Here is a 26,362-nt window from a genome sequence, read left to right on the forward strand (position 1 = left end):
ACCCCTAGAACAAAAATGCTGTGAACAAAAACGTATGCCTAACCGTATCAGGTATTGATTCCAACATGCAAGGCGACCACACCACCCGTCAGGTTATGGAAGTCCACATGACCAAATCCGGCTTTGTGCATCAAGGCCTTCAGCTCCTCCTGGCCCGGGTGCATGCGGATGGACTCGGCCAGATACCGGTAGCTATCCGCGTCGCCCGCGATGAACTTACCCAGCCGGGGCAGCACCTTGAAGGAGTACCAGTCGTAGACCTTTTCCAGCGGCGGCGCGACCTTGGAGAACTCCAGAACCAGCAGGCGGCCACCGGGCTTGAGCACCCGGCGCATCTCGGCCAGGGCGGCATCCTTGTGGGTCATGTTGCGCAAGCCGAAGGCCACGCTGACGAGATCGAAATGGCCATCCGGGAAAGGCAGCTTTTCCGCGTCACAGACCACCGTCGGCAAGACCACGCCAGCGTCCAGCAAGCGATCACGCCCCACGCGCAGCATGGCCTCGTTGATGTCGGTGTGCACCACTTGCCCAGTCTTGCCCACCTCACGCGCGAAGGCGAGCGCGAGATCACCCGTGCCACCCGCGATGTCCAGCGCGCGCTGGCCCTCCTTGAGGTTGGCCACCATGACGGTGTAGCGCTTCCAAAGCCGGTGCAGGCCACCGGACATCAGGTCGTTCATCACGTCGTACTTGGACGCGACGGAGTCGAACACGCCGCGCACGCGGCGCGCTTTTTCGGTCTCATCGACCGTCTCGAAACCAAAATGGGTCTGGCTCATGGATGGCTCTGTCTCAATGGTGGTGGCCGCAGGCGTGCCCGCCATGACCGTGACCCGCGCTCGCGGGCATGGGCGCGTCGCGGTTCAAGCCCGCTGCTTGCAGCTTGGCCTCGTAATCAGCCCAGAGCCGCGACTCCTGCGAGCCGAGTAGGTAGAGGTAGTCCCAAGTGTAGAGGCCGCTGCTGTGCCCGTCGCTGAAAGCAGGCTGCACGGCGTAGTTGCCCACGGGCTCCAAGCCGACCAGCTCCACCTCGCGCTTGCCGGTCTGCAGGACCTCCTGCCCCGGGCCATGGCCCTGCACCTCGGCAGAAGGCGAGTAGACCCGCATCAGCTCGAAGGGGATGCGAAAAATCTTGCCATCCGTGAATGCCACCTCGAGCACGCGCGATTTGCCGTGCACCGTCATGTTCAGCGGCTTGGGCGAGCCGGGTTTCAAACCTGCCATCTGGGTCTCCTCCTTGCGTGCATCAAACCAGCACGCGTTCGATGCCGCCAGCATTGGCCGCGGCGACGTACTTGGGCATCCAGTCCTCGCCCAGGATCTTGCGCGCCATCTCGACCACGATGTAGTCGGCTTCGAGCAAGCCGTTGTTCAGGTCGTTGCCGTAGCGGTTCAAGCCCTGCAGACAACTCGGGCAGGTCGTGAGGATCTTCAGATCATCCTGGGCGCCCACCAAGCCCGTCTCGCGTAGCGCGGCCTCGCCCTTCTTCAGCTCTTCTTCCTTGCGGAAGCGCACCTGGGTCGAAATGTCGGGACGGGTCACGCCGAAGGTGCCGCTCTCGCCGCAGCAACGCTCGCTCTTGACCACGTTCGAGCCCACCAAGGCCTTGACGGTCTTCATCGGTTCCTGCTGCTTGAGCGGCGTGTGGCAGGGGTCGTGGTAAAGGTAGGCACCGTCGCCTTCGAGCTTCAGGCCTTTCTCCAGCAGGAATTCGTGGATGTCGATGATGCGGCAGCCCGGGAAGATCTCCTCGAACTTGTAGCCCTGGAGCTGGTCATAGCAGGTGCCGCAGCTCACCACCACGGTCTTGATGTCCAGGTAGTTCAGGGTGTTGGCCACGCGATGGAAGAGCACGCGGTTGTCCGTGATCATCTTCTCGGCCTTGTCGAACTGGCCGCTGCCGCGCTGCGGGTAGCCACAGCAGAGGTAGCCTGGCGGCAGCACGGTCTGCACGCCCGCATGCCAGAGCATGGCCTGCGTGGCCAGGCCCACCTGCGAGAACAGCCGTTCCGAGCCGCAACCGGGGAAGTAGAACACGGCCTCCGTTTCCGCCGTCGTCCTGGCGGCGTCGCGGATGATGGGCACGTAATTCTTGTCCTCGATGTCCAGCAGGGCGCGCGCGGTCTTCTTGGGCAGGCCGCCCGGCAGCTTCTTGTTGATGAAGTGGATCACCTGCTCCTTGACCGGCGGCATGCCCACCGTGGCGGCGGGCTTGGCGGTCTGCGCGCGGGTGAGCCGACGCAGCAGGTCGTTGGCGAGGCGCTGGGCCTTGAAGCCCACTCCCACCATGGCGCTGCGCATCAGCTTGATGGTGTCCGGATTGGTCGCATTCAGGAAGAACATGGCGGCCACATTGCCCGGCCGGAAACTCTTCTTGCCCATCTTGCGCAACAGATTGCGCATGTTCATGGTCACGTCGCCGAAGTCGATCTTGACCGGGCAGGGTGACTCGCATTTGTGGCAAACCGTGCAGTGGTCGGCCACATCCTCGAATTCCTGCCAGTGCTTGATGCTGACGCCGCGGCGGGTCTGTTCCTCGTAGAGGAAGGCCTCCACCAGCAAGGAAGTGGCGAGAATCTTGTTGCGCGGCGAATAGAGGAGGTTGGCGCGCGGCACATGGGTCGCGCAGACCGGCTTGCACTTGCCGCAACGCAGGCAGTCCTTGATGCTGTCGGAAATCGCACCAATGTCGCTCTGCTGCATGATCAGCGACTCATGCCCCATCAGGCCGAAGCTCGGCGTGTAGGCCTGGCTCAGGTCCGCAGCGTGCATGTCCTCGTCGTCCTGCGCGACCGGCAGCGTCCGCAGCAATTTGCCCTTGTTGAAACGGCCTTGCGGATCGACCCGGGCCTTGTAGTCGGCAAAGGGCTGCAGTTCCTCGTCGCTCAGGAACTCGAGCTTGGTGATGCCGATGCCGTGCTCGCCCGAGATCACGCCGTCCAGCGAACGCGCCAGCTTCATGATGCGCGCCACCGCCTCGTGGGCGGTCTGCAGCATCTCGTAGTCGTCGCTGTTGACCGGGATGTTGGTGTGCACATTGCCATCACCCGCGTGCATGTGCAGCGCCACCCAGACCCGGCCCTTGAGCACGCGCTTGTGGATGGTGTTGCATTCGTCCAGCAGTGGCTGGAACACGCCGCCGGTGAAGATGGCCTGCAGCGGCTGGCGAACTTGGGTTTTCCAGCTGGCGCGCAGTTCATGGCTCTGCAGCTGTGGGAACAGGACATCGACGCGCTGGAGCCAGTCCTGCCACTGCGCACGCACCGAACGCACGAGCGCCAGCGCCTGCCCCGCGCGCTCGGGCAAGAGTTCCGCCGCAGAAACCTCGCTGCCATCGTCCGCCGCCTGCTTGCCGGCCTTGAGCAAGGTGGCCAGATCGGGACGCTGGAAAAATGCGTCCAACTCGTCGGCCAGCTTGAGCTTGTTGCGCAGGCTCAGCTCGATGTTGATGCGCTCGATGCCGTCGGTGTACTCGGCCATGCGCGGCAGCGGAATCACCACGTCCTCGTTGATCTTGAACGCGTTGGTGTGCTTGCTGATCGCCGCCGTGCGCTTGCGGTCGGCCCAGAACTTCTTGCGCGCCTCGGGGCTGATCGCGGTGAAACCCTCGCCGCTGCGCGAATTCGCCATGCGCACGACCTCGCTGGCGACGCGCGCCACCTGGTCCGGATCGTCACCCACGATGTCGCCGATCAGCACCATCTTGGGCAAGCCGCCGCGCTTGCTCTTGGTGGCGTAGCCCACGGCCTTCAGGTAGCGGTCGTCCAGGTGTTCCAGGCCGGCGAGCAGTGTCCCGCTGCGCTTCTGCTCGGCGAACATGAAGTCCTTGATCTCGACAATGCTGGGCACCGCGTCCTTGGCGTGGCCGAAGAACTCCAGACAGACCGTGCGCGTGTGCTCGGGCATGCGGTGCACCACCCAACGCGCGCTGGTGATCAGTCCGTCGCAGCCTTCCTTCTGCACGCCAGGTAGTCCGCTGAGGAACTTGTCCGTCACATCCTTGCCCAGGCCTTCCTTGCGGAAACGCGGGCCGGGAATGTCCAGGCGCTCGGTACGGCGCAGCTTCTTGCCGGAAGCGTCGAAATACTTGAGTTCAAAACTGGCGACGTCGGCATCGTGGATTTTGCCGAGGTTGTGGCCGACGCGAGTCACTTCCAGCCATTCAGCATCGGGCGTGACCATGCGCCAGCTCGCCAGATTGTCCAGCGCCGTGCCCCAGAGCACAGCTTTTTTGCCGCCCGCGTTCATCGCGATGTTGCCGCCCACACAGGAGGCTTCCGCGCTGGTCGGGTCTACCGCAAAGACAAAACCCGCGCGCTCGGCCGCGTCGGTCACGCGCTGGGTGACCACACCAGCCTCGGTCCAAACGGTCGGGACCGGCTTGTCCAAGCCAGGCAGCAGAACCATCTCGACCTCGGTCATGGCCTCGAGCTTCTCGGTGTTGATGACCGCGCTCTTCCAGGTCAGCGGGATCGCGCCGCCGGTGTAGCCAGTGCCGCCGCCGCGCGGCACGATGGTCAGACCCAGTTCGATACAGCCCCTCACCAGCTCGGCCATCTCTTCCTCGCTGTCCGGCGTGAGCACGACGAAGGGGTATTCGACGCGCCAGTCGGTCGCGTCGGTCACATGCGAGACGCGCGACAAGCCGTCGAACTTGACGTTGTCGCGGGCGGTCAATCGGCACAGGACGCGCTGAGCCTTGCGACGCAGGCTCTCGACCTCGCGGAAGTTCTGATCGAAGGCTTGCACCGCAGCCCGCGCGGCGTTCAACAGCTCACCCACCAGGGCATCGCGCTTCGCGTCACCGCCGGGCGCGGCGCCGTCCAAGCCAGCGCCCGCGGGCACGGGTCGGCGGCGCTTTTCCACCTCACCCAGCCGATGATGCAGGGCCTCGACCAGCTGGCCGCGTCGCTTGGGGTTGTCCAGCAAGTCATCCTGCAAATAAGGATTTCGCTGCACCACCCAGATGTCGCCCAGCACCTCGTACAGCATGCGGGCGGAACGGCCCGTGCGGCGCTCCTCGCGCAACTGGTTCAACACCTCCCAGGCACGTGCGCCCAGAAGGCGCAGCACGATCTCGCGATCGGAGTAGGAGGTGTAGTTGTACGGAATTTCGCGGATGCGCTCGTTATCAAGCGCGCGGACGGCGTCCGCGACGGCGTTTGGCAAGGTCGGTGCGTTCATGGAAACCTGAAATTTCAGCCCGAGGTTGCCTGGGAGCAGGTACCAACACAGAAGGCCAACACCGGCTGAAACTGGATGTTACCCCAGCGCCCCACGGCGGGCCTGTACCTGGGCAGAACGACCCTGGGCGCGTCCATCCTATGGAAATCCCGGAGCGCGAGGGCCTCGTCATGCGGGCTTAATCCGTTTGTCACAATTGCGTTCTACGCTGCGCGACTTACGCAGCCCTCTATAGGATTGATCCAGATGAAAAAAACCTCGTTTGCCCATGCCCTGGCCCGCCGCCCGCTCAGCACCCTGGCGCTGACGGTCGTTTCGGCCCTTTCCGCCCTGGCGTTCACGCCGGCGGCCAAGGCACAGACCGAAATCCAGTGGTGGCACTCGATGACTGCCGTCAACAACGACTGGGTCAATGACCTGGCCAAGCAGTTCAACGAAAGCCAGAAGGCGTACAAGATCGTCCCCGTCTTCAAGGGCAATTACGACGAGTCCATGACCGCCGCCATCGCCGCGTTCCGAGCCGGCAATGCGCCGCACATCCTGCAGGTGTTCGAAGTGGGCACCGCGACCATGATGGCCAGCAAGGGTGCCGTGGTGCCCGTGGGCAAGGTGATGGCCGACGCGGGCTTCAAGTTCGACCCCAGCGCCTATGTGCCCGCCGTGGCTGGTTATTACACGGCGCCCAACGGTCAGATGCTGAGCTTCCCCTTCAACAGCTCGACCACCGTGCTCTATTACAACAAGGACGCCTTCAAGGCCGCAGGCCTGAACACCGACAAGGCGCCGGCCACCTGGCCAGAAATGCAGGTCGCGGTCGACAAACTGAAGGCCAGCGGTCACAAGTGCCCGTTCACGCCCGCTTGGCAAGGCTGGACCCAGTTGGAGAGCTTCTCCACCTGGCACAACGTGGAATATGCGACCAAAATGAATGGCTTCGGCGGCATGGACGCCCGCCTGAAAGTGAATTCGCCACTGCATGTGCGCCACATCGAGAACCTGGCCAAGATGGCCAAGGACGGCACGCTGGTTTACAAGGGCCGTGCCGCCAACGCGCAAGCCTCCTTCACCTCGGGTGAATGCGCGATGATCACCACGTCCTCGGGCTTCTACGGCACCGTGGCGAAGAACGCCAAGTTCGCCTACGGCCTGGGCGCCCTGCCCTACTACCCGGACGTCAAGGGCGCGCCCCAGAACACCGTGATCGGCGGCGCCAGCCTCTGGGTCATGAGCGGCAAGAAGGCCGAGGAATACAAGGGCATCGCCACCTTCTTTGACTTCCTCTCCAAGCCTGAAATCCAGGCCGCCAGCCACCAACTGACCGGTTACCTGCCCATCACCATGGCGGCCTACAAGCTGACCGAGAGTTCTGGCTTCTACCAGAAGAACCCAGGCACCGACATCGCCGTGACGCAGATGATCCGCAAGGTGACCGACAAGAGCCGTGGCATCCGCCTGGGCAACTATGTGCAAATCCGCACCATCGAGGACGAAGAACTCGAACAAGTCTGGGCCGGCACCAAGTCCCCCAAGGACGCGCTGGACAGCATCGTGAGCCGCGGCAACGAACTGCTGGAGCGCTTCGAAAAGGCGAACAAGTAACTCTCGCCCGCGTCCAAACGATCACCGCCATCCCTCCTCGGGATGGCGGTTTTTCTTTACCTCCACCTCACACCATGACGGCTCTGGCCTGGCTGCGCAACGATCTGCGCCTGCACGACAACCCGGCCCTGCACGCCGCCGCCGAGTTGCAGCAAGGCGTGATCGCGGTCTATGTGCATTGCGAGGCCTATGTCACGCGCTTTCCCATTGCACCCGCACGGCTGGATTTCACGCGCCGCCATCTGCGGCTACTCACCGAGGAACTGGCGCGGCATAGCATCAGCTTGCAGGTGTTGCGCGTGGCGCAAGCGCATGAGATCGCCCCCGCCCTGGCCAAGCTGGTTCAGGATCACGGCATCAGCCACTGCTTCTTCAATGCCGAATACCCGCTCGACGAGTTGAACCGCGACCAGCAGGTCAACCAACTGCTGCGCGCACACGGCGTGACGGTGAAACGTTGCCACGATCGGGTGATCATCCCCCCGGGCAAGGTGCGCAATGAGGCGGGCATGCCTTACAAGGTCTTCACGCCCTACAAGCGTAAGTGGTTGCAACTGGCCAGCCTGCTGCCCCTGCGCCCCCTGGGGGCTCCCACGCGTCAAGCGGCGCAGCCCTGCCCGTCCGCCAGTGCGCAAGACATCGACCGCTTGTTCGATGGACGAGAACTGCGCGACCTGAGCGCGCACTGGCCGGCTGGCGAGGCCGTGGCCCGAACACGGCTGCAACGCTTCATCGCGCAGGACCTGAGCAACTACCAGACACAGCGCGACCTGCCCGCCGTGGCCGGCACCTCCGGCCTGTCGCCCTACCTGGCGATTGGCGCGCTGTCGCCACGCCAGGCCCTCGCGGATGTGCTGACGCACACTGGCGGGGACTGGGATGCCAACGCAGGCGTGAGCACGTGGATCAGCGAACTGATCTGGCGCGAGTTCTACCAGCACCTGGTGGTGGACTATCCCCAGGTCTGCATGCACCGCGCGATGCAGGTCCACACCGAGGCTTTCCCTTGGCGCCATGCTCCCGAGGATTTCGCGCTCTGGCGCGAAGGCCGCACTGGCATCCCCATCATCGATGCCGCCATGCGCCAGTTGAACACCACGGGCTGGATGCACAACCGCCTGCGCATGTTGGTGGCCATGTTCCTCAGCAAGAACCTGCAGATCGACTGGCGCTGGGGCGAGCGGTATTTCATGGAACAGCTGATCGACGGGGACTTCGCGGCCAACAACGGCGGCTGGCAATGGAGCGCGTCCACCGGCACGGATGCGGCGCCCTATTTCCGCATCTTCAACCCCATCACGCAGTCGCAGCGCTTCGACCCGCAAGGCCAGTTCATCCGTGAGTGGTTGCCGGAACTGGCGGGCCTGAGCGACAAGGCGATCCATGCGCCCCACCTCGTGCCCTCCGGGCCGCCGCCTGGCTACCCGGCGCCCATGGTGGACCTGGGTGCCAGCCGCAAGGCCACCATCGCCCTCTTCGCCAGCCTGGGGCAGCCCCCGGAAAGCGAGCCAGGCATGACCGAAAACTTCCCGACCGAGACGCGGTCTGCCCCCTTCCGTCCCGGTTAGACTCCTGCCCCTATTCCCGCCTCTGCCGGCGGCTACACAGATCCACGCATGGAAAAACGCGTCCTCTTCCATTCCCGCTGGTTGCCCTGGGCCCTGCTGCTGCCGCAGTTGCTCATCATCAGCGTGTTCTTCTTCTGGCCCGCGGGCCAGGCCTTGCTGCAGTCCTTCCAGCAGCAGGACGCTTTCGGCCTGTCCACCGAATGGGTGGGGTTCGAGAACTTCGAGCGCCTGTTCAATGACCCGGGCTACCTGGCCTCGTTCAAGACCACGGCCTATTTCTCGGTGCTGGTGGCGGCGATCGGCCTGACCCTCGCCCTGATCATGGCCGTGTTCGCCGACCGCGTGCTGCGCGGCGTGCTGGCCTACCGCACCCTGCTCATCATGCCTTACGCGGTGGCACCGGCCGTGGCCGCCGTGATGTGGGTCTTCATGTTCTCGCCCTCGATCGGCCCCGTGGCCTGGGCGCTGGATCAGATCGGCATTCCGTGGAATCACCTGCTCAAGGGGGAACACGCGATGGCGCTGATCGTGGCCGCGGCAGTCTGGAAGCAGTTCTCCTACAACTTCCTCTTCTTCGTGGCCGGGCTGCAGAGCATCCCGAAATCGCTGATCGAAGCGGCAGCCATCGATGGCGCAGGCCCCTGGCGGCGTTTCTGGACCATCCAGTTCCCGCTGCTGTCGCCCACCACCTTCTTCCTGCTGGTGATGAACGTGGTCTACGCCTTCTTCGACACCTTCGCCATCGTCGATGCCGCCACCAGCGGCGGTCCGGGCAAGGAAACCTCCATCCTGGTCTACAAGGTCTACTACGACGGCTTCAAGGCCATGGACCTGGGCAGCTCCGCCGCACAGTCGGTGGTGCTCATGGGCATCGTGATCGCGCTCACGGTGGTCCAGTTCCGTTATGTCGAGCGCAAGGTGAATTACTGACATGGTTGAACGCCGTCCTACCCTGGGCATCCTGGCGCATGTGATCCTGTGCCTGGGCGTGCTCGTGATCGCTTTCCCGGTCTACATGGCCCTGATCGCGTCCACACACCATCCGCAGGACATCCTGCAAGCGCCCATGCCCCTGCTGCCAGGGGACAACGCCTGGGCCAGCTACACGGCCGCCCTGCTGGGCGAAGGCGCGGGCAGCGGTTCGCAGGCGGCGGTGGGCCGCATGATGTGGATCAGCCTGGTCAGCGCGCTGATCATCGCCATCGGCAAGATCGCCATCTCGCTGCTGTCGGCCTTCGCCATCGTCTACTTCCGCTTCCCCTTCAAGATGACCTGCTTCTGGGCCATCTTCATCACGCTCATGTTGCCGGTGGAAGTGCGCATCAGCCCGACCTACCAGGTGGTGGCTGACCTCAGCTTGCTCAACAGCTACGCGGGGCTCACGGTGCCACTGATTGCCTCGGCCACCGCCACTTTCGTGTTCCGGCAGTTCTTCCTGACCGTGCCGGACGAGCTGGTGGAAGCCGCGCGCATGGACGGCGCCGGGCCCATGCGCTTTTTCAAGGACGTGCTGGTACCGCTGTCAGCCACCAGCATCGCGGCCCTGTTCGTGATCCAGTTCATCTACGGCTGGAACCAATACCTCTGGCCCCTGCTGATCACGACCAAGGAAGACATGTACCCCGTGGTCATCGGCATCAAACGCATGATCGCGGGCGGCGAAGGACAAAACGATTGGAACGTGGTCATGGCCACGGCCATCCTGGCCATGCTGCCCCCGGTGCTGGTGGTCATATTGATGCAGAAGTGGTTCGTCAAGGGCCTCGTGGATACGGAGAAATAAAGATGGCGGCCATCTCGCTCAAGAACATCGTCAAGCGCTACGGCGCGGGTAAAACATCCCTTCAGGTCATCCACGGCGTGAACGCAGAGATCGCCAACGGTGAATTCATCGTGATCGTCGGCCCCTCGGGCTGCGGCAAGTCCACGCTGCTGCGCATGGTCGCGGGTCTGGAAGAAATCTCCGATGGCACGATCTCGATCGGCGAGCGCGTGGTCAACGATCTGGAACCCGCCAAGCGCGACATCGCCATGGTGTTCCAGAACTACGCGCTCTACCCGCACATGAGCGTCTTCGACAACATGGCCTACGGCCTGAAGATCGCCAAGGTGCCCAAGGATGAGATCAAGGTCCGCGTGGACAAGGCCGCGGCCATCCTCGAGCTGGGCCATCTGCTGGACCGCAAGCCGCGCCAGCTCTCGGGCGGCCAGCGCCAGCGCGTGGCCATGGGCCGCGCCATCGTGCGCCAGCCCCAGGTCTTCCTGTTCGACGAGCCGCTGTCCAACCTGGACGCCAAGCTGCGCGCGCAAACCCGCCTGGAGATCCAGAAGCTGCACCGCGAACTCGGCATCACCAGCCTCTTCGTCACGCACGATCAGGTCGAGGCCATGACCCTGGCCCAGCGCATGATCGTGATGAACGCCGGCGTGATGGAACAGTTCGGCACGCCGCAAGAGGTCTACCAACGCCCGGCCTCGACCTTCGTCGCCAGCTTCATCGGCTCGCCGCCCATGAATCTGCTCAAGAACGCACCGGGCGTGAAGGCTGGCGCCATCCTCGGCGTTCGCCCCGAACATTTGCGCATCGCCAGCCGCGGTGAAGGCTGGGAAGCCCGACTCGAAACCCAGGAACTGCTCGGCGCGGAACGCCTGCTCTACACCCGCGTGGGCGAGGAACAGGTCATCGTGCGCGTCGACGAAAGCCAGGTCACCCCTACACCGTTCACCAACGGCTCGACCGTGCACCTGACTTTCGCACCGGAACACGTCCACCAGTTCGACGCGGCCAGCGGCAAGCGCCTGTAAACGCCGCCGACCCAAACCCGGACAACGCCCACCATGCCCGCCTCCTCCGGCAACACCCAAGCCTGGCCCTACCCGCGCTGGATCGCCCACCGTGGCGCCGGCAAGCTGGCGCCCGAAAACACCCTGGCCGCTTTCCGCCTCGGCGCCTCGCACGGCTACCGCATGTTCGAATGCGACGTGAAGCTCTCGGCTGACGGCGTGCCCTTCCTGATGCACGACGCGACCCTGGAGCGCACGACCGATGGCCCCGCGAAGCTGCGTGCCAGCGCGGATGCTCAGCCGGTCGCCAGCGTCAGCATGGTGGGCGGCGAACACCCCTGGAGCGCTCTGTCGCGCCTGGACGCTGGCAGCTGGCACAGCCCGGCCTACGCGGGCGAACCGCTGCCCAGTTTCGAGGCCATCGCCAGCTACTGCCTGACCAACCAGTTCTTCCTCAACATCGAGATCAAACCCACACCGGACACCGAAGAGGAAACCGGTCGGGTCGTGGCCGAGCATGCGGCGCGTTTGTGGCAAGGCCAGAAGGTGCCACCATTCCTGACCTCCTTCCGTCCCGAAGCCCTGGCGGCCGCCAAGGCCGCGCGCCCCGAATTGCCGCGCGGCCTGCTGATCGACACCTTGTGGGATGGCTGGCTGTCCACCGCCCAGGCCCTGGGCTGCGTGGCCGTGGTCTGCAACCACAAGCTGGCCGATGCCGCCTACATGGCCCAGCTGCGCCAGGCCGGCCTGCGTGCCTTGTGCTACACGGTGAACGACGAAGCCCAGGTGCAACGTTTGCTGGCTCTGGGCATGGACGGCATCATCACGGACCGGGTTGATCTGTTCAAGCCGAATTGAACGCCTGCGGGCGTGGACGCCAACACAGCTTGAGCGGCTCTCGCGCGGGCGCTCAGCACCCGCGCCGTCAGGACGCTTCGGCGGGCAAGGCCGCCACACGTTCCAATAGCAGTTCACGCTCACGCGCGTTGCCCGTCAAGGCCACGGCCCGCATCAGCTCGGCGCGCGCCTCGGCGTAGCGCCCCAACTTGACCAACAGATCGGCGCGCACGCTGGGCAGCCACTGGTAGTTGCGCAACGCGGGCACATCCAACAAGGCATCCACGATGTCCAGGCCCGCCTGCGGTCCCCAGGCCATGCCCACGGCCACAGCGCGGTTGAGTTCCACCACGGGCGAGGGCCGGACCCGGGCCAGCACGGCGTACAGCTCGGCGATGCGGACCCAGTCGGTGGCCTCGGGCGTGGCCGCGCGTGCATGGCAGGCCGCGATGGCCGCCTGCAAGGCATACGGGCCGGGCAGCACATCGCCCGCCCCGACCTCACCACCGTTCAAGGCCTCGGCACGCGCCAAGGCCGTCAGTCCACGCCGGATCAGCAGGTGATCCCAACGCGCGCGGTCCTGGTCCTGCAAAAGGATGGGGCGCCCCTCGCGATCGGTGCGTGCCGCGAGCCGGGACGATTGCAGTTCCAGCAAGGCCGCAAGCCCTTGCGCCTCGGCCTCACCCGGGGCCAGCTCAGCCAGCATGCGGGCCAGGCGCAATGCCTCCTGCGTCAGCGCGGGCCGCATCCAGTCCTCGCCCGCCGTGGCGGTGTAGCCCTCGTTGAACACGAGGTAGATCACTTCCAGCACCGAGGCCAACCGGGGCGCCAAGTCCGCGCCACGCGGCACTTCGTAGGGCACCTGGGCATCCGCCAAGGTGCGTTTGGCGCGCACGATGCGCTGGGCGATCGTGGGCTCGGACGCGAGAAAGGCCCTGGCTATCTCGTGCGTGGACAGTCCTCCCAGCAGTCGCAGCGTGAGTGCCACCCGAGCCTCGGCAGACAGGACCGGGTGGCAGGCGGTGAAGATCAGGCGCAGCAGGTCGTCGCCGATGTCGTCCTGCCGCGCCGCGTCCAGCGCGTCCACGAAGTCGGGCACGACCAGGGCCTCCTGGGCCTCCAGGTCGGCACCCAGCTGCTGAAGCTTGTCGTCGCGCATCTTGCCGTGGCGCAGGTGGTCCAGTGCCCGGCGCTTGGCCGTGGTGGTCAGCCAGGCACCGGGCTTGTCCGGAATGCCCTCGCGCGGCCAATGCTCCAGCGCGGCGACCAAGGCGTCCTGCGCCAGCTCCTCGGCCACGCCCAGGTCGCGCACCAGACGCGCGACCACTGCGACGATGCGGGCCGACTCGATGCGCCAGACCGCGGCGATCGCCTGATGGGTGGCTGAATGCATCCGTGCTTCAGTTGGCCGGGGCGTCCAGCGTCGCGGGGTCCATCCAGACCGGCTCCCATATGTGCCCGTCCGGGTCGCAGAAGGCGTGTGCGTACATGAAACCGTGGTCTTCCGGATCGCGCGCGCTGCGGCCACCGTGGGCGAGGGCCTTGCGCACCAGTTCGTCCACTTCGGCCCGGCTCTCGCACGACAAGGCCACCAACACCTCGGTGGCCTGGCGCGCGTCGGCGATGGTGGTGCCGCGCAGGAAACTCTGGAAGAAGGGCTTGACCAGCAACATCACGAAGATGTCCTCGGACACGACCATGCAGGCACCCTGCTCGTTGGTGAACTGCGGGTTGAAGTCGAAACCCAGGGCTCGGAAGAAGGCCTGGGAACGTGCCATGTCCTCGATGGGCAGGTTGACAAAAATCTTGCGGCTCATGGTGGTGCTCCTGATGATGTTCGTCACATGTCGATCTTGCGGAAACGCTCGGCCGTGGGCTCGGACAGCAGTCCGTCAAAGTCTTCCAGCTCGAAGAGCTGCCGCACCTCGACATGGCAGGGTACGCCTTCGCTGATCGGGTTGGGGAAGCGGCGCGTCCATTCCAGCGCCTCCTCGCGACTGCGGGTCTGGATCAGGGTGTAGCCGGCGACCAGCTCCTTGCTCTCGGTGAAGGGGCCATCCACCACGGTCCGCTTGCCATCGGCGCTGTAATGCACGCGCCAGCCCTTGCTGCTGGGCTGCAGGCCAGAACCGTCGAGCAGCACACCGGCCTGGGCCAGTTCCTCGTGGTAGGCCGCCATGGCGGCGAAGACAGGCTCGGGATTGTCGGGGAAACGGCCGGCCTCGGAATCGGCGGTGGCCTTGACGATGATCATGAAGCGCATGGGAAGCTCCTTTCTTTGCGGTTCATTCCCACGACGAACGACGCAGGACGGAATCGACAGGGTGTGCAAAAAATGCGCAGAGTTCAGGAACGTTCGGCCAGTGTCTTCAGATCGGCCAGCCCCACCTCGAAGTCAGTGCCCACCATGCGGTCCATGTCGAAAAAGAGATGCATGACCTTGGCCATGAGGGGCAGCGGGCCCACGCCCTGCATGGCCCAAGTCACTTCGGTCACACCATCACCACGGGGCACAAGCGTGAACGTCACCTGATTGTGTGCCTTGAAAGGCTCATGCATGTCCAGGGTCATCACCACCCGCTGAGGTGCGCTGGATTCGACGATCGCAATGCTGCCACGACCCACGGTGCGGCCATCCCCTTCGAAATCGAGGCCCGCGCCCGGGCCGGCATCCGGGCCGTGGTAGCGGGAGACCATGCCCGGGTCCTTCTTCATGTAAGGGTTCCAGGTGTTGAAGCGCCGCAGATCGTTGATCAGCGGATGGATACGTTCGGCGCTGGCCTGGATGCGCAGGCTGCGCTGTACCTGGAAACTGTCCGGCTGGCGTGACGCGTACAACAGCAAGGCGGCCACGGCCAGCGCCAGCACAACGGCGATGGCCAAGAGGGATTTGGCGATCATGGGACAACTCCTGGAAACGGGCCGGACATCGGCCTCTGCCCCCACGACGAAGCAGCCCACGCCAAATCGACCGGTTTTTTGACGCGGCGCCGAAAAAAGTATCCGGATTGGTTCAGACCCTCATCCAGATCACAGGAAACAGGGGCCGAACTCGCGCACTTCCACGGTAGCCCATTCGGCGGCCGGACAGGCCCGGGCGATCTCCACCGCCTGCTCGCGGGTCGGGCATTCCAGCAGGAAATAACCGCCCACCATCTCCTTGGCTTCGGCGAACGGTCCGTCCAACACCTGGGCCGCGCCGGAGGCTGACGCTCGGCTGACGCGGGTGGCCGTGTGCTGCGAAGCGAGGGACTCGGCACCGAGCAGCAGGCCACGCGCCTGCAAATCGGCCGCGTAGCGCTGCATACGCTCGTACAAGACCCGGCCCTCGGCCTCGCCCCGGGCTTCTCTTTGCCCGACAGGCTCCAGGATCAACAGCATGTAGGGCATCGGTGCTCCAGAACAGGTGAATAAAGAATAAGGTTCAGGCGGTGCGCCAACCGCGCAACAGCACCCATTGCAAGGTGCCCGCCCCCACCACCAAGGCAGCATACGAGGCCATCTGGCCCTCGTCCCCAAACTGCCAGAAGCAGGCCGCCAGCACGGTCAGACCCAGCAGCCACTGCGCCAGCATCTGCCCCCACCAGGGCAGGATGGCCGCGCGGCGCCCCAGCAACAGGCGCCCCAACAGCGGCAACAACAAGGCCAGCACAGTGGCCGGCGCGGCGAAATTGAGCCCGTGCCAGAGCAGGATAGAAGAAGAATCGGAGGGGTTCATGCAGGAGTACGGTCAGGTGCTTGCGCAAATTTTATAATTCAGCCCTCTCGCGACTTGCTTTTGCATAAGAACTCTTCCATGGCCGTCTGGGCTCTCGGCATCAACCACACGACCGCGCCGCTGGATCTGCGCGGTCGCTTTGCTTTTGCCCCGGAGCAACTGCCCCCGACGCTGGACCACCTGCGCGAGGCCTTGCGCGCCGCACCGCAGGGTCGCCTGGCCGAGGCAGCCATTCTGTCCACCTGCAACCGGACCGAGATCTATTGCGCCAGCGAGGCGGCTGAAATCACCCCCACCCTGCAGTGGCTGGCGCAAAGCGGCGGCATTTCGCCCGAGGAACTGCGGAGCCACACCTACATGCTGCAAGGCGACGAGGCCGCGCGCCACGCCTTTCGCGTGGCCAGCGGGCTCGATTCCATGGTGCTGGGAGAAGCGCAAATCCTGGGCCAGATGAAGGACGCCGTGCGCGCCGCCGAGGAAGCCGGCGCCCTGGGCCAGACCCTGAACCAGCTCTTCCAACGCAGCTTCGCCGTGGCCAAGGAGGTGCGCAGCTCCACCGAAATCGGTGCGCACAGCATCAGCATGGCCGCTGCCGCCGTGCGGCTGGCGGGCAATCTGTTCGAGGATTTGCGACAAATTCGCATTCTCTTCGTTGGCGCGGGGGAAATGATCGAGCTTGCAGCCACCCACTTTGCGGCTAAAAACCCTCGGTCCATCGCCATCGCCAACCGCACCCTGGAGCGTGGCGAAGCGCTGGCCACCCGCTTCGACGGCGTAGCCATGCGCTTGGCTGACCTGCCCGCGCGCCTGCACGAATTCGACGCCGTCATTTCCTGCACCGCCAGCACCCTGCCGCTGATCGGCCTGGGCGCGGTCGAACGGGCACTGAAGCAGCGCAAGCACCGCCCCATGTTCATGGTCGACCTGGCCGTGCCGCGCGACATTGAACCGGAAGTGGGTCAACTCAGCGACGTCTACCTCTACACCGTGGACGACCTCGCCACCGTGGTGCAGGCTGGCCAGGCCCAGCGCCAGGCCGCCGTGGCGCAAGCCGAGGTCATCATCGACACCGGTGTGCGCAATTTCATGCATTGGATGGACCAGCGCGACCCGGCGAACGGCGTGGTCTCGCTGATCCAGCAACTCAACACCCAGGCTGAAAGTTGGCGCGCCGCCGAACTGGCCCGGGCGCGCAAGCTCATCGCGAAGGGCGAAAGCACGGAGGCCGTGCTCGAAGCCCTGGCCCGCGGCCTGACGCAGAAGATGCTGCATGGCGCCCTGGCGGAATTGAACACGGGCGACAGCGCCGCGCGCGAGCGGGCGGCGCTGTCCATCCAGCGGATCTTCCTGCGCAAGGAACGGTGAACATTGAAAGACTTCCTGCGCCAGCAGCTGGAGCGTTATGCCCAGCGCCTCGAAGAATTGAACTTCCTGCTCAGCCGCGAGGACATCATGGCGGACATGAAGCAGTTCCTCGGCCTCTCGCGCGAGCACAACGAGGTCACCGCCATCGCGGGCCGTTACGCGGCATACCAGCAACGCGAGGCCGATCTGGCCAGCGCGCGTGAGATGCTGGCCGAGCCGGACATGACGGAGATCGCCCGGGAAGAGATCACGGCGGCCACCGCCGACCTGAGTCGGCTGGAGGACGAGCTGCAGCGCCTGCTGCTGCCCAAGGACCCGGACGATGCGCGCAACGCCTTTCTTGAAATCCGCGCGGGCACGGGCGGGGACGAGTCAGCCCTGTTCGCGGCCGATCTGCTGCGCATGTACACGCGCTACGCTGACCAGCGCGGCTGGAAGACGGAGATCATCAGCGAGTCCCCCAGCGAGCTCGGGGGCTACAAGGAAGTGGTGTTGCGCATCGACGGCAGCGCCGCCGGCGAGGGCGGCGTCTATGGCGAGCTGCGCTTTGAATCCGGCGGCCACCGCGTGCAGCGCGTGCCCGCCACCGAGACCCAGGGCCGCATCCACACCAGTGCATGCACGGTGGCCGTGCTGCCCGAGCCCGACGAGGAGGAGGCGGTGCGGATCAACCCGGCCGACCTGCGCATCGACACCTTTCGGGCCAGCGGCGCGGGCGGCCAGCACATCAACAAGACCGACTCCGCCGTGCGCGTCACCCACATCCCGACCGGCATCGTCGCCGAATGCCAGGACGACCGCAGTCAACACCGCAACAAGGCCAAGGCGCTGCAGGTCCTGGCAGCGCGCATCCAGGAAAAGGAACGCAGCGAGCGCGCCGCCAAGGACGCCGCCACCCGCAAGGGCCTGATCGGCAGCGGTGACCGCAGCGACCGCATCCGCACCTACAACTTCCCGCAAGGGCGTTTGACCGACCATCGCATCAACCTCACGCTTTACAAACTTGGCCAGGTGATGGAAGGCGCGCTCGACGACGTGATCCAGGCCCTGCGGCAAGCACGCGAAGCCGAGCAGCTCGCCGAGTTGGAAGTCGCGCTGCACTGACGGGAGGTCCAGACCAAGCCGCAGCCTGACCAGCGAGGCGCTTACGGTTTGCCCGGGTTCACGGCGGCTTTACGTCCCGAGGTTCTAATCAGCGCCATGCAGATTCAGCAAGCCATCAACACCGCTTGTTCTTCCCTGGGCCTGGAACGGCGGGATGCACAGCTGCTGCTGCTGCACGCCTTGGGCAAATCGCTGGTGGACCGTGCCTGGCTGATCGCGCACGACACCGACTCACTACCCGCCCAGACCGAGTTGCGCTACATCAATCTGGCCCGTCAACGGGCCGCCGGCACGCCCCTGCCCTACCTGACGGGCCACGTCGAATTCCACGGCATGCCCTTGCAGGTGGACGGACGGGTGCTGATCCCGCGGCCCGACACGGAGACCCTGGTGGACTGGGCGCTGGAATGTGTGCCGAGCCTTGGCGCGCCCACCGGGTCAGTTCCCCAGATCATCGACCTCGGCACGGGCAGCGGTGCCGTGGCCCTGGCCATCGCCCGTTTCCTCGTACGGACCGGGCAGGCAGGTGATGTCCATGCCCTGGACGTCAGCCCTGACGCGCTGGCGCTGGCCCAAGCCAATGCCGAACGCCTGAACCTGCCAGTTCAGTTCATGCTGGGTGCCTGGCTGACCGGCATCCCCGCACGCTACGACCTCATCGTCTCCAACCCGCCCTACATCGCCGAAGGCGACCCGCACCTGGATGCGTTGGGGCACGAGCCCCGGCTGGCCTTGACCTCCGGCCCCGATGGCCTGGACGCGATTCGCACCATCGTCGGGCAGGCGCCGGACCATCTGCGACCCGGCGGCTGGCTGCTGCTGGAACATGGCTGGGACCAAGCCATGGCCGTGCGCGACATGCTTGCGCAGGTGGGTTTCACGCAGGTGCAGTCGCGCTGCGACCTGGCGGGCATCGAACGCTGCAGTGGTGGCCGCTGGCCAGTTTGAAAGCCGAGTTCCGACACTCGCTGCGGAACACCCGGGGCAGGTCGCGCGGCGCGCCTGCACCACCTCGTGTGCAGCCCTCGTCGGTGCATCAACTGAGTCTGGTTTTCAATCCGAATCCGATTTCTTTAGACCTTGGTTTTGCATTGGGGCGATGCTGCATCAGAATCTCGCATCTCATACGCGCACGGAGGCTCCTCATGCAGGGCAAACAACAAATCATCCACACCCTCAACGAGCTGCTCACAGGCGAATTAACGGCCGTGGATCAGTATCTTCAGCATGGCGAGATGTACGCCGACATGGGATTCCATCGTCTGGCCACCCAGGCGCTGCATGAATCCCAGCACGAGCGCCAACATGCCCGGGCGCTGATTCAGCGCATTCTGTTCCTCGAAGGCAAAGCCGATCTTTCCAAGCGTCACGCACTGAAGATCGGCAGCACCGTGCCGGAAATGCTCAAGGCCGACCTGGCCGTCGAATACAGCGTGACCGCCGAATTGAAGAAGGCGATCGCCATCGCCGAGCAGGCGCAGGATTACGTCACCCGTGAAATGCTCGTCGTCCAGCTCGACGACACCGAGATGGACCACGCCTACTGGCTCGAAAAGCAGATTCGCCTCATCGACCTGGTCGGTCTGGCCAACTACCAGCAAAGCCAGATGGGTGAAGCGAACAGCGGCACCGCCGCGACCTGAAGGAGCCCGACATGCAAGGCAACAAGAAAATCATCGACGTTCTGAACAAGGTGCTCAAGAACGAGCTGACCGCGATCAACCAGTATTTCCTGCACGCACGCATGTTCCGCAACTGGGGACTGGAGAAACTCAACGACTACCAGTACAAGCAGTCCATCCGCGTGATGAAGGAAGCCGACGAATTGATCGAACGCATCCTGTTCCTGGAAGGGCTGCCCAATCTGCAGGACCTGGGCAAGCTGCAGATCGGCGAAAACCCCGTGGAATGCCTGCAGAGCGATCTGAAGTGCGAAACGGAAGTCCAGCGCCCGCAACTGGTGGCGGCCATCGCGCTGGCCGAGCAGTGCGAGGATTATGTGAGCCGCGACTTGCTCGAGGAATTGCTGGAGCACTGCGAGGAGGCCATCGACTGGCTGGAAACGCAGCAACGCCTGATCAGCGATGTCACCCTGCCCAACTATCTGCAGGCGCAGATGGACACGGGGTCTTAATCAAGGCCATTCCAATTCCAAGAAGCGCTTTCGACCGTGCATGGCCATGGGGTCGGACTTGCCAAGTTCACCACCAAAAAACAAGGGCCGCTGACGCGGCCCTTTTTTGCGCTGGTAATGCGACGAGTTCAGGCGGTGGCCATCCAGGTCACCGATTGCGAACCCGGCATCTGCAAGGTCTGGCTCAGATGCGCCAGCTTGTGGCTGGGACGGCATTCGGACCACAGCGCGCGGGCGCAATCCTCGCATTTGCCGCATTGCGTGGCCACGCCCAGCTCCAACTGGATGTCGTCGAACTCGGCCCCGGATCGCGCCGCATGGGCGATCGTGTGGTCGGAGACGCGGTGGCAAACACAGACAATCATGGCATCCAGGTCCTAGGGAACGGCACGGGCTGTAGACGCGGGGATCATACCCTACACAAATGATAATGGTTTGTAATAGCACCACAAACCCTGTGTCAAGTAGATCAGCCCAGCCCATGGCCCGGGTCAAAACCAGGCACCCTGCTGGGAACAGGGCCGGAACTTCAGGCTTAGCACTCAATCAAAGAGAGTGCTAATATCTTGCAGAACTGCTCTTGAAAGGAGTGCTGGAATGACCGCCATGACCGCTGTATCCACATCCTCGGCCCCCTCTGCGGCACTGGCCGTCGCCAATCCCTGGGCGTTGGTGCCGCCGCTGGGCAATCTGGACGCCTACATCACGGCGGTCAACCGCATGCCCATGCTGACCGCCGAGGAAGAGCAGGAATTCGCCCGCAAGTTCCGCGACCACAACGACCTCGACGCGGCGGGCAAGCTGGTGCTGTCCCACCTGCGGCTGGTGGTCGCCACGGCACGTCAGTACCTCGGTTACGGCCTGCCGCACGGCGACCTGATCCAGGAAGGCAATGTGGGCCTGATGAAGGCTGTCAAGCGCTTCGACCCCGACCAGGGCGTGCGCCTGGTCAGCTACGCGCTGCACTGGATCAAGGCCGAGATCCACGAATACATCCTGAAGAATTGGCGCATGGTCAAGGTGGCGACCACCAAGGCCCAGCGCAAGCTTTTCTTCAACCTGCGCTCCAAGAAGCAGGGCTACAAAGCTGCCAGCGCAGCCGACGCCGCCCTGACGGAGGGTTTCGAGTCGGCCACCCACCGCGAAACGCTGAGCGAGCACGAGATCGACCAGATGGCGCGCGAACTTAACGTCAAGCGCGAGGAAGTCATCGAGATGGAGACCCGTCTGTCCGGTGGCGACGTGATGCTGGACCCGGGTCCGGGCGAAGACGGCGAAGACAGCTTCGGCCCGATCGCCTACCTGGCCGATGCCGGCCATGAGCCGACGGCCATGATCGAGGCACGTCAGCGTGACCGCCTGGCCACCGATGGTATCGCCACGGCCCTGGCAACGCTGGACGCGCGCAGCCGCCGCATCGTGGAAGAGCGCTGGCTCAAGGTCAACGACGACAGCTCGGGCGGCATGACCTTGCACGAACTGGCAGCCGAGTACGGCGTGAGCGCCGAACGCATCCGCCAGATCGAGGTCGCGGCCATGAAGAAGATGAAAACGGCGCTGGCTGAATACGCCTGAGCCTGGGAGGAAGGCCCGCAGGCCCCGACTTCAATCACGCTGCCTGTCCGTCCCCTGCCCTTCCCCTCAAAAGGCCCTGGACCCGCGTCCCGGGCCTTTTTCATGCCCATGGCTTTTTCCGGGGGGCCTGCAGTCACGGCGAGCGCGTTGGCTTGGGGAGCCCGCTGATTGGGATGTGCGCGGGACATCGTATGAGGCGTTGTCCATAGGCCACAGCGCCTGCTGCCACTTTCTTACTGAAGCAACTGCCGAATATCCGCCGTCAGCGACTCCACGCTGCTGCCGTAGCGCGCATACAGACGCAGGCGCCCCTGCGGGTCGTAGAGGTACAGGCCCGCCGAATGGTCCATGGTGTAGCTGCCCGGGGTCTTGCCTTCGACCTTCTTGTAATAGACCTTGTAGTCCTTGGCCAGGGCGGTCAGTTGCTCGGAGCTGCCGGCGTACAAGGCGACAAAGCTGGGATCGAAAGCCGCCATGTAGCTCTTCATGATGGCGGGCGTGTCGCGCTCGGGGTCCACCGTGACAAAGAGCACCTGCAGCTTGTCCCCATCTCCACGGCCATCGGCATTCAGGGCCTGCTTGACGGCGACCATTTCACTCATGGTCGTCGGACAGACGTCCGGGCATTGCGTGTAGCCGAAGAACATCGCGACCACCTTGCCCTTGAAATCGGCCAGGGTGCGCGGCTGGCCGTCATGGTCGGTCAGGGTGAAGCCCTTGGCGTAGTCCGCGCCGGTGACATCGATGGCGTTGAACGCGGCCTGCTTGCCTTCCGAGCAAGCGCCAAGGATCAGGACAGCGCCCAGCGCGCACAGCAGTTTTTTCATGGTCTATCTCACAACAGGTAGTGGTCGAGCAGCAGCGCGGCGAACAAGGTGCTCAGGTGGATCAGTGAAAAACGGAAGGTCCTGCGGGCCAAGGCATCCGAGTAGTGGCGCCACAGCTTGAAGGCATAAAGGAAAAAGCCCAGACTGAGCACAAAGGCCGCGGCCAGGTACAGCCAGGAGCTCATGCCGAAGATGAAAGGCATCAGGGAGGCGGCGAAGAGGACCAGGGTGTAGAGCAAGATCTGCAGGCGCGTGAATTCATTGCCATGCGTCACGGGCAGCATGGGCAGACCGGACTGGCGATAGTCTTCCACGCGGTACAGGGCCAGTGCCCAGAAATGTGGCGGTGTCCAGAGAAAGATGATCAGGAAAAGAATCAAGGCCTCGGGGCCGACCTGCCCGGTCATCGCGGCCCAGCCGAGCACTGGCGGCATGGCGCCGGATGCGCCGCCGATCACGATGTTCTGCGGCGTCAGCGGCTTGAGGATCACGGTGTAGACCACCGCGTAACCCACGAAGGTGGCGAAGGTCAGCCACATGGTCAGCGGATTGACCCAGACGTACAGCACGACCGACCCCATCAGGCACAGCAGCACAGAGAACAACAGGGTCTGCCCATCGGCCAACTGACCCTTGGCCGTGGGGCGCCAGGCCGTGCGTTTCATCTTGGCATCGATGCCTTTTTCGACCAGGCAGTTGAAGGCTGCGGCGGCCCCCGCAACCAGCCAGATGCCGACACAGGCCAGGGCCATCAAACGCAACTCGGCGATACCGGGCAAACCGGGCACGGCCAGCACCATGCCGATCAAGGCGCAAAAGACGATCAGCTGCACGACCCGGGGTTTGGTCAGGGCGTAGAACTGGCGTAAGACGGAAGGTGACATCGGCGTCGCCACGGAGGTACTCATGCAAACTCCTTTGTGCGCTTTACAGGGGTGGGCATGGAGGCGCAGGCCAGGCCCCACACCAGCAGCACCAGCAGGGCCGCCGCGCCCCCTGTGTGCAGCAAGGCCGCCAGCAAGGGCCAGCCCAACACCACGTTGGACAGGCCACTCAGAAACTGCAGCAGCAGCAAGGCCGCCAGGGCATGACCCGTGCGCCGCCAGGCGGGCAAGGCCAGCAGGCGCCAGGCCAGCCAGGCCAGCACGGCGATCACGCCATAGGCGGCCAGACGGTGGGTGTAATGGATGGCCGTCAAGGCAGGGAAGGTGATGTGCTCACCCGTAGCCGTGAGGCCCAGCGCACGCCACAGCTCGAAACCTTGCGCGAAATCCATGTCCGGCCACAAGCTGCCCTGACACAGTGGGAATTCCGTGCAGGCCAACACCGCGTAGTTGGTGCTAACCCAACCCCCGAGAGCAATCTGCAGCACCAGCACGACCAGACCCAGTACCAGCCACCGGTGCAAGCCCCGCGGCAGGGCGGCCGCCTTGGCGCGCAGCACGCCATCGTCATGCCATTGCGCGTAGCGCACCGCCTGCCAACTCAACAAGCCCAGCAACAACAGGGCGCCCAGCAGATGCATGGTCACGATGGCGGGAAACAACTTCATCGTCACTGTGAGCGCGCCAAACGCGCCTTGGACGCAGACCCACACCAGGGTCAGGCTGGCCCACCCAGGATGCAACGGTGCGGCCAATCGCCCCTCCGCCCCGCCCAGCGCCTGGCCATTGTGATGACCAGAGGCACGACGCCCGCGCAGGTACACCCACCAGGTGGCCACGGCCAGCACCAAGATGAGCACGCCCACGCCGGTGGCAAGGTAGCGGTGGATCATCTCGACCCAGGCCTTGCCGTGCGTGACCGGTCCGGTGGGCAACACCTCCTGGGCCGCACTGATCTGGGCACGCGCGCCGATGGGGCTGGCCTCGCCGTAACAGCCCGGCCAGTCCGGGCAGCCCAGACCCGAATCGGAAAGACGGGTGAAAGCGCCAAACAAGGTGAGATCGAAGGTCAGGAACAAGGTCAACAGTGTCAGCGCCTGCAGCCGGTGCAAGGCGCCGTCCTGCCCGACGCGCGGCTTGCGCAGCCAGATCCAGACCAGTGGCAGGGCGGCAATCAGCAGGCCCAGGCCCATGAGCTCCAGGACCGGACCCCAGTCGTAGAGGGCGCTGTGGGCAAAAACGTCTTGGTTCATCGCGGACAGACCCTCAGTGCCCCAGGGGCTCTCGCCCTTCCTTGTCCCAGGACGAGGATGCACGCAACAGTCGCTCCAGGTCACGCTTGGCCTTGGGCGCGGTGTCGATCGTCATCGGCGCGGGGAAACGCATCATCCAGTTGCCCATCGGGTCGACCACGTAAAGATGCGCTTCCAGGGGCTGGCCCGCTGAGGGCGACAACCACGCGGACAGCACCTCCGGTGCCACACGCAGCACCGTGGCCTGCTTCACACCCATCAAGGTCTCGGACACGGGCTGGACATCGTTGACCAGCCACACCCAGTCGATGCGGTCCTTCTCGCGCCCCATGCCCTCGCGCAACTGGCGCTGGAAGTACAGCCTCTGCTGGCAAGCCTCGTCACAGGCACCCCCCCCCACGCTCAGCAGCAGCCATTGCCCCTTGAGGCTGTCCAGCGGCACCGGTCGTCCCACCAAATCCAAGGCTTGCACCGCGGGCAGCGTGCGCTGCGGATCGATCAACTCACCGAAATTGCGGCGCCCCTCGGGCCGGATCACGTAATAAGTGAAATAGGAGGCCACCACGGGGGCGGCACACACCAGCAGCACCATCAGCATCTTCCAGCGGCCCACCCGCGTACGGCGCGCAGCCTGCTCGGTCTCGGCCAGAGCCGGGCCGGGTTCAGGCAAGCCATGCACGGTCAGGCCCAGCACCTGGTCACGGTCCAGGTCGCCAGGGTCAGCGCCCGACATCGGCTTAGCCTCGGCCACCGGGTCGGAGGCGGGGGAAGAAGTGGGGGAGGATTTGGAACCAGGCATAAAGAAAAACCATCAAGGCGCAAAGGCCGTACCACTGAAACGCATAGCCGTAGTGCCGGTCCACGCCGCTGTCGGGCTGTGGCCAATCACGCTGCAGGCCGTCTTCCTGCACACGCATGTCGGGCGTCGTATTGCTTTGCTGCACGGACAGCCCCGCCAGCGGCAGACCGGTTTCCGCGCGGAAAGCGTCCAAATCCAAATTCTGCCGGATTGCGCCGCGCTCGGTCGCACCCAGCTCATAAAGCCGTGCGGGCGGGGGCGACAAGATGCCGCGCACCTCCACCGGGCCGGTGGGCGTCTGGAGCGCGGGCAGACGGGTTCGATCTTCGAAACTGCGCGGTGCCCAGCCGCGCTGCACCAGCAGCACCCCGCCCCCCTCCAGGTGCAAGGGCGTCACCACGTAGAAGCCCGGACGGCCTTGCATCTGGCGGTTGTCCAGCCAGACCGTGTGCTCGCTGAGCCAGACACCACGAGCCAGCACCCGGCGATGCAACAAGGCCGGAGAGGCCTCGAGCGCGGTGACGATGGCCTTGTCGGCGCCTGCCGCGTCGAGCCAGGGTTCGAGGGCCCGTGCGTCTATGGCAGCCTGCAGGGTCTCTTTCTGAGCGGCGCGACTGAGTTGCCAGCGCCCGAGGGACGCCGTCACCGCCACACCCAACACGGTCGCGGCCGTCACCCACCAGAAGCGGGCGCCCAGCATTGCACGGGGCGGCCTCACGCGATAATCCCT

At 64.7% G+C, this 26,362-nt stretch carries 27 protein-coding genes; 12 read left to right on the forward strand and 15 right to left on the reverse strand.

Features of this window, described 5'->3' with window-relative positions:
- Positions 1-47 precede the first annotated feature (47 nt).
- The 3 genes from ubiE to AZ34_RS16470 are packed head-to-tail and all read right to left on the reverse strand — an operon-like array spanning position 48 to position 5,185.
- The gene (gene ubiE, locus AZ34_RS16460) at positions 48-779 is read right to left on the reverse strand and encodes a bifunctional demethylmenaquinone methyltransferase/2-methoxy-6-polyprenyl-1,4-benzoquinol methylase UbiE (protein ID WP_035610095.1); all 732 of its coding nucleotides are present in this window, start codon (positions 777-779) and stop codon (positions 48-50) included.
- Between the two features lie 13 nt (positions 780-792).
- A complete protein-coding gene (locus tag AZ34_RS16465; RefSeq protein ID WP_035610096.1) occupies positions 793-1,224 on the reverse strand; it encodes a gamma-butyrobetaine hydroxylase-like domain-containing protein in 432 nt (143 codons plus the stop codon).
- 22 nt (positions 1,225-1,246) lie between these two features.
- Positions 1,247-5,185 carry a DUF3683 domain-containing protein gene (locus tag AZ34_RS16470; RefSeq protein ID WP_035610097.1) on the reverse strand — a complete coding sequence of 1,313 codons (3,939 nt, stop codon included), beginning with the start codon at positions 5,183-5,185 and terminating at the stop codon, positions 1,247-1,249.
- A 246-nt stretch (positions 5,186-5,431) separates the two neighbouring features.
- Here AZ34_RS16470 and ugpB point away from each other — a divergent pair, with 246 nt between their 5' ends.
- The 6 genes from ugpB (at position 5,432) to ugpQ (ending at position 11,994) form a co-directional block, all read left to right on the forward strand.
- Entirely contained in the window at positions 5,432-6,784 is a 1,353-nt protein-coding gene (ugpB, locus tag AZ34_RS16475; RefSeq protein WP_051509973.1) for a sn-glycerol-3-phosphate ABC transporter substrate-binding protein UgpB, read from the forward strand.
- 74 nt (positions 6,785-6,858) lie between these two features.
- Positions 6,859-8,352 (forward strand): deoxyribodipyrimidine photo-lyase, encoded by a 1,494-nt coding sequence (phrB, locus tag AZ34_RS16480; RefSeq protein WP_081767264.1) that lies wholly within the window; start codon positions 6,859-6,861, stop codon positions 8,350-8,352.
- A gap of 48 nt (positions 8,353-8,400) precedes the next feature.
- Complete coding sequence (ugpA, locus tag AZ34_RS16485; protein ID WP_035610099.1) at positions 8,401-9,282, forward strand: sn-glycerol-3-phosphate ABC transporter permease UgpA; 882 nt, start codon at positions 8,401-8,403, stop codon at positions 9,280-9,282.
- Between the two features lies 1 nt (position 9,283).
- The gene (gene ugpE, locus AZ34_RS16490; protein WP_035610101.1) at positions 9,284-10,135 is read left to right on the forward strand and encodes a sn-glycerol-3-phosphate ABC transporter permease UgpE; all 852 of its coding nucleotides are present in this window, start codon (positions 9,284-9,286) and stop codon (positions 10,133-10,135) included.
- A gap of 2 nt (positions 10,136-10,137) precedes the next feature.
- Entirely contained in the window at positions 10,138-11,157 is a 1,020-nt protein-coding gene (locus tag AZ34_RS16495; protein WP_035610105.1) for a sn-glycerol-3-phosphate import ATP-binding protein UgpC, read from the forward strand.
- A 33-nt stretch (positions 11,158-11,190) separates the two neighbouring features.
- Positions 11,191-11,994, forward strand: coding sequence for a glycerophosphodiester phosphodiesterase (gene ugpQ, locus AZ34_RS16500; protein WP_035610106.1), 804 nt, complete (start codon positions 11,191-11,193; stop codon positions 11,992-11,994).
- 67 nt (positions 11,995-12,061) lie between these two features.
- Here the strand turns inward: ugpQ and AZ34_RS16505 are convergent, their stop codons facing one another.
- The 6 genes from AZ34_RS16505 to AZ34_RS16530 form a co-directional block, all read right to left on the reverse strand.
- On the reverse strand, positions 12,062-13,366 hold the full coding sequence (locus AZ34_RS16505) for an RNA polymerase sigma factor (RefSeq protein ID WP_035610107.1): 1,305 nt from the start codon (positions 13,364-13,366) through the stop codon (positions 12,062-12,064).
- A gap of 7 nt (positions 13,367-13,373) precedes the next feature.
- On the reverse strand, positions 13,374-13,790 hold the full coding sequence (locus tag AZ34_RS16510) for a VOC family protein (RefSeq protein ID WP_035610109.1): 417 nt from the start codon (positions 13,788-13,790) through the stop codon (positions 13,374-13,376).
- Positions 13,791-13,813: 23 nt separating this feature from the next.
- Positions 13,814-14,236 (reverse strand): YciI family protein, encoded by a 423-nt coding sequence (locus AZ34_RS16515; protein ID WP_035610111.1) that lies wholly within the window; start codon positions 14,234-14,236, stop codon positions 13,814-13,816.
- 83 nt (positions 14,237-14,319) lie between these two features.
- Positions 14,320-14,874 (reverse strand): SRPBCC family protein, encoded by a 555-nt coding sequence (locus tag AZ34_RS16520; RefSeq protein WP_035610112.1) that lies wholly within the window; start codon positions 14,872-14,874, stop codon positions 14,320-14,322.
- Between the two features lie 129 nt (positions 14,875-15,003).
- A complete protein-coding gene (locus tag AZ34_RS16525) occupies positions 15,004-15,363 on the reverse strand; it encodes a YciI family protein (RefSeq protein WP_035610116.1) in 360 nt (119 codons plus the stop codon).
- Between the two features lie 34 nt (positions 15,364-15,397).
- Positions 15,398-15,691, reverse strand: coding sequence for a hypothetical protein (locus AZ34_RS16530; RefSeq protein WP_051509974.1), 294 nt, complete (start codon positions 15,689-15,691; stop codon positions 15,398-15,400).
- A gap of 78 nt (positions 15,692-15,769) precedes the next feature.
- Between AZ34_RS16530 and hemA the strand changes: the two genes are divergently transcribed.
- The 5 genes from hemA to bfr (AZ34_RS16555) all read left to right on the forward strand — a co-directional run bounded on the left by hemA (position 15,770) and on the right by bfr (AZ34_RS16555) (position 20,294).
- Positions 15,770-17,056: a glutamyl-tRNA reductase gene (gene hemA / locus AZ34_RS16535; RefSeq protein ID WP_035610119.1), complete on the forward strand. Its 1,287-nt coding sequence runs from the start codon at positions 15,770-15,772 to the stop codon at positions 17,054-17,056.
- A gap of 3 nt (positions 17,057-17,059) precedes the next feature.
- Positions 17,060-18,160 (forward strand): peptide chain release factor 1, encoded by a 1,101-nt coding sequence (gene prfA, locus AZ34_RS16540; protein WP_035610122.1) that lies wholly within the window; start codon positions 17,060-17,062, stop codon positions 18,158-18,160.
- A 96-nt stretch (positions 18,161-18,256) separates the two neighbouring features.
- Positions 18,257-19,108, forward strand: a complete 852-nt coding sequence (gene prmC / locus AZ34_RS16545) for a peptide chain release factor N(5)-glutamine methyltransferase (RefSeq protein ID WP_035610124.1) — start codon at positions 18,257-18,259, stop codon at positions 19,106-19,108.
- A gap of 197 nt (positions 19,109-19,305) precedes the next feature.
- A complete protein-coding gene (gene bfr, locus AZ34_RS16550) occupies positions 19,306-19,803 on the forward strand; it encodes a bacterioferritin (RefSeq protein ID WP_035610125.1) in 498 nt (165 codons plus the stop codon).
- Positions 19,804-19,814: 11 nt separating this feature from the next.
- Entirely contained in the window at positions 19,815-20,294 is a 480-nt protein-coding gene (bfr, locus tag AZ34_RS16555) for a bacterioferritin (protein ID WP_035610126.1), read from the forward strand.
- A 128-nt stretch (positions 20,295-20,422) separates the two neighbouring features.
- Here bfr (AZ34_RS16555) and AZ34_RS16560 read toward each other — a convergent pair whose 3' ends face one another.
- Positions 20,423-20,659, reverse strand: coding sequence for a (2Fe-2S)-binding protein (locus AZ34_RS16560; RefSeq protein ID WP_035610128.1), 237 nt, complete (start codon positions 20,657-20,659; stop codon positions 20,423-20,425).
- A 232-nt stretch (positions 20,660-20,891) separates the two neighbouring features.
- Between AZ34_RS16560 and rpoH the strand changes: the two genes are divergently transcribed.
- On the forward strand, positions 20,892-21,869 hold the full coding sequence (gene rpoH / locus AZ34_RS16565; protein WP_035610130.1) for an RNA polymerase sigma factor RpoH: 978 nt from the start codon (positions 20,892-20,894) through the stop codon (positions 21,867-21,869).
- A 233-nt stretch (positions 21,870-22,102) separates the two neighbouring features.
- On the opposite strand, the gene AZ34_RS16570 is transcribed toward rpoH, so the two are convergent.
- The 5 genes from AZ34_RS16570 to AZ34_RS16590 are packed head-to-tail and all read right to left on the reverse strand — an operon-like array spanning position 22,103 to position 26,350.
- Entirely contained in the window at positions 22,103-22,696 is a 594-nt protein-coding gene (locus AZ34_RS16570) for an SCO family protein (protein ID WP_035610131.1), read from the reverse strand.
- Positions 22,697-22,704: 8 nt separating this feature from the next.
- Positions 22,705-23,604, reverse strand: coding sequence for a heme o synthase (gene cyoE, locus AZ34_RS16575; RefSeq protein ID WP_035610136.1), 900 nt, complete (start codon positions 23,602-23,604; stop codon positions 22,705-22,707).
- Positions 23,601-24,833, reverse strand: a complete 1,233-nt coding sequence (locus AZ34_RS16580; RefSeq protein ID WP_035610138.1) for a COX15/CtaA family protein — start codon at positions 24,831-24,833, stop codon at positions 23,601-23,603. Before AZ34_RS16580 ends, cyoE begins: the two co-directional genes overlap by 4 nt.
- Positions 24,834-24,846: 13 nt before the next feature.
- Positions 24,847-25,632 (reverse strand): hypothetical protein, encoded by a 786-nt coding sequence (locus AZ34_RS16585; protein ID WP_419670223.1) that lies wholly within the window; start codon positions 25,630-25,632, stop codon positions 24,847-24,849.
- Complete coding sequence (locus AZ34_RS16590; protein WP_419670224.1) at positions 25,571-26,350, reverse strand: SURF1 family protein; 780 nt, start codon at positions 26,348-26,350, stop codon at positions 25,571-25,573. Before AZ34_RS16590 ends, AZ34_RS16585 begins: the two co-directional genes overlap by 62 nt.
- Positions 26,351-26,362: the final 12 nt, after the last annotated feature.

Origin of the sequence: Hylemonella gracilis str. Niagara R, from assembly GCF_000600295.1 — a bacterium.
Lineage (GTDB): Bacteria > Pseudomonadota > Gammaproteobacteria > Burkholderiales > Burkholderiaceae_C > Hylemonella > Hylemonella gracilis_A.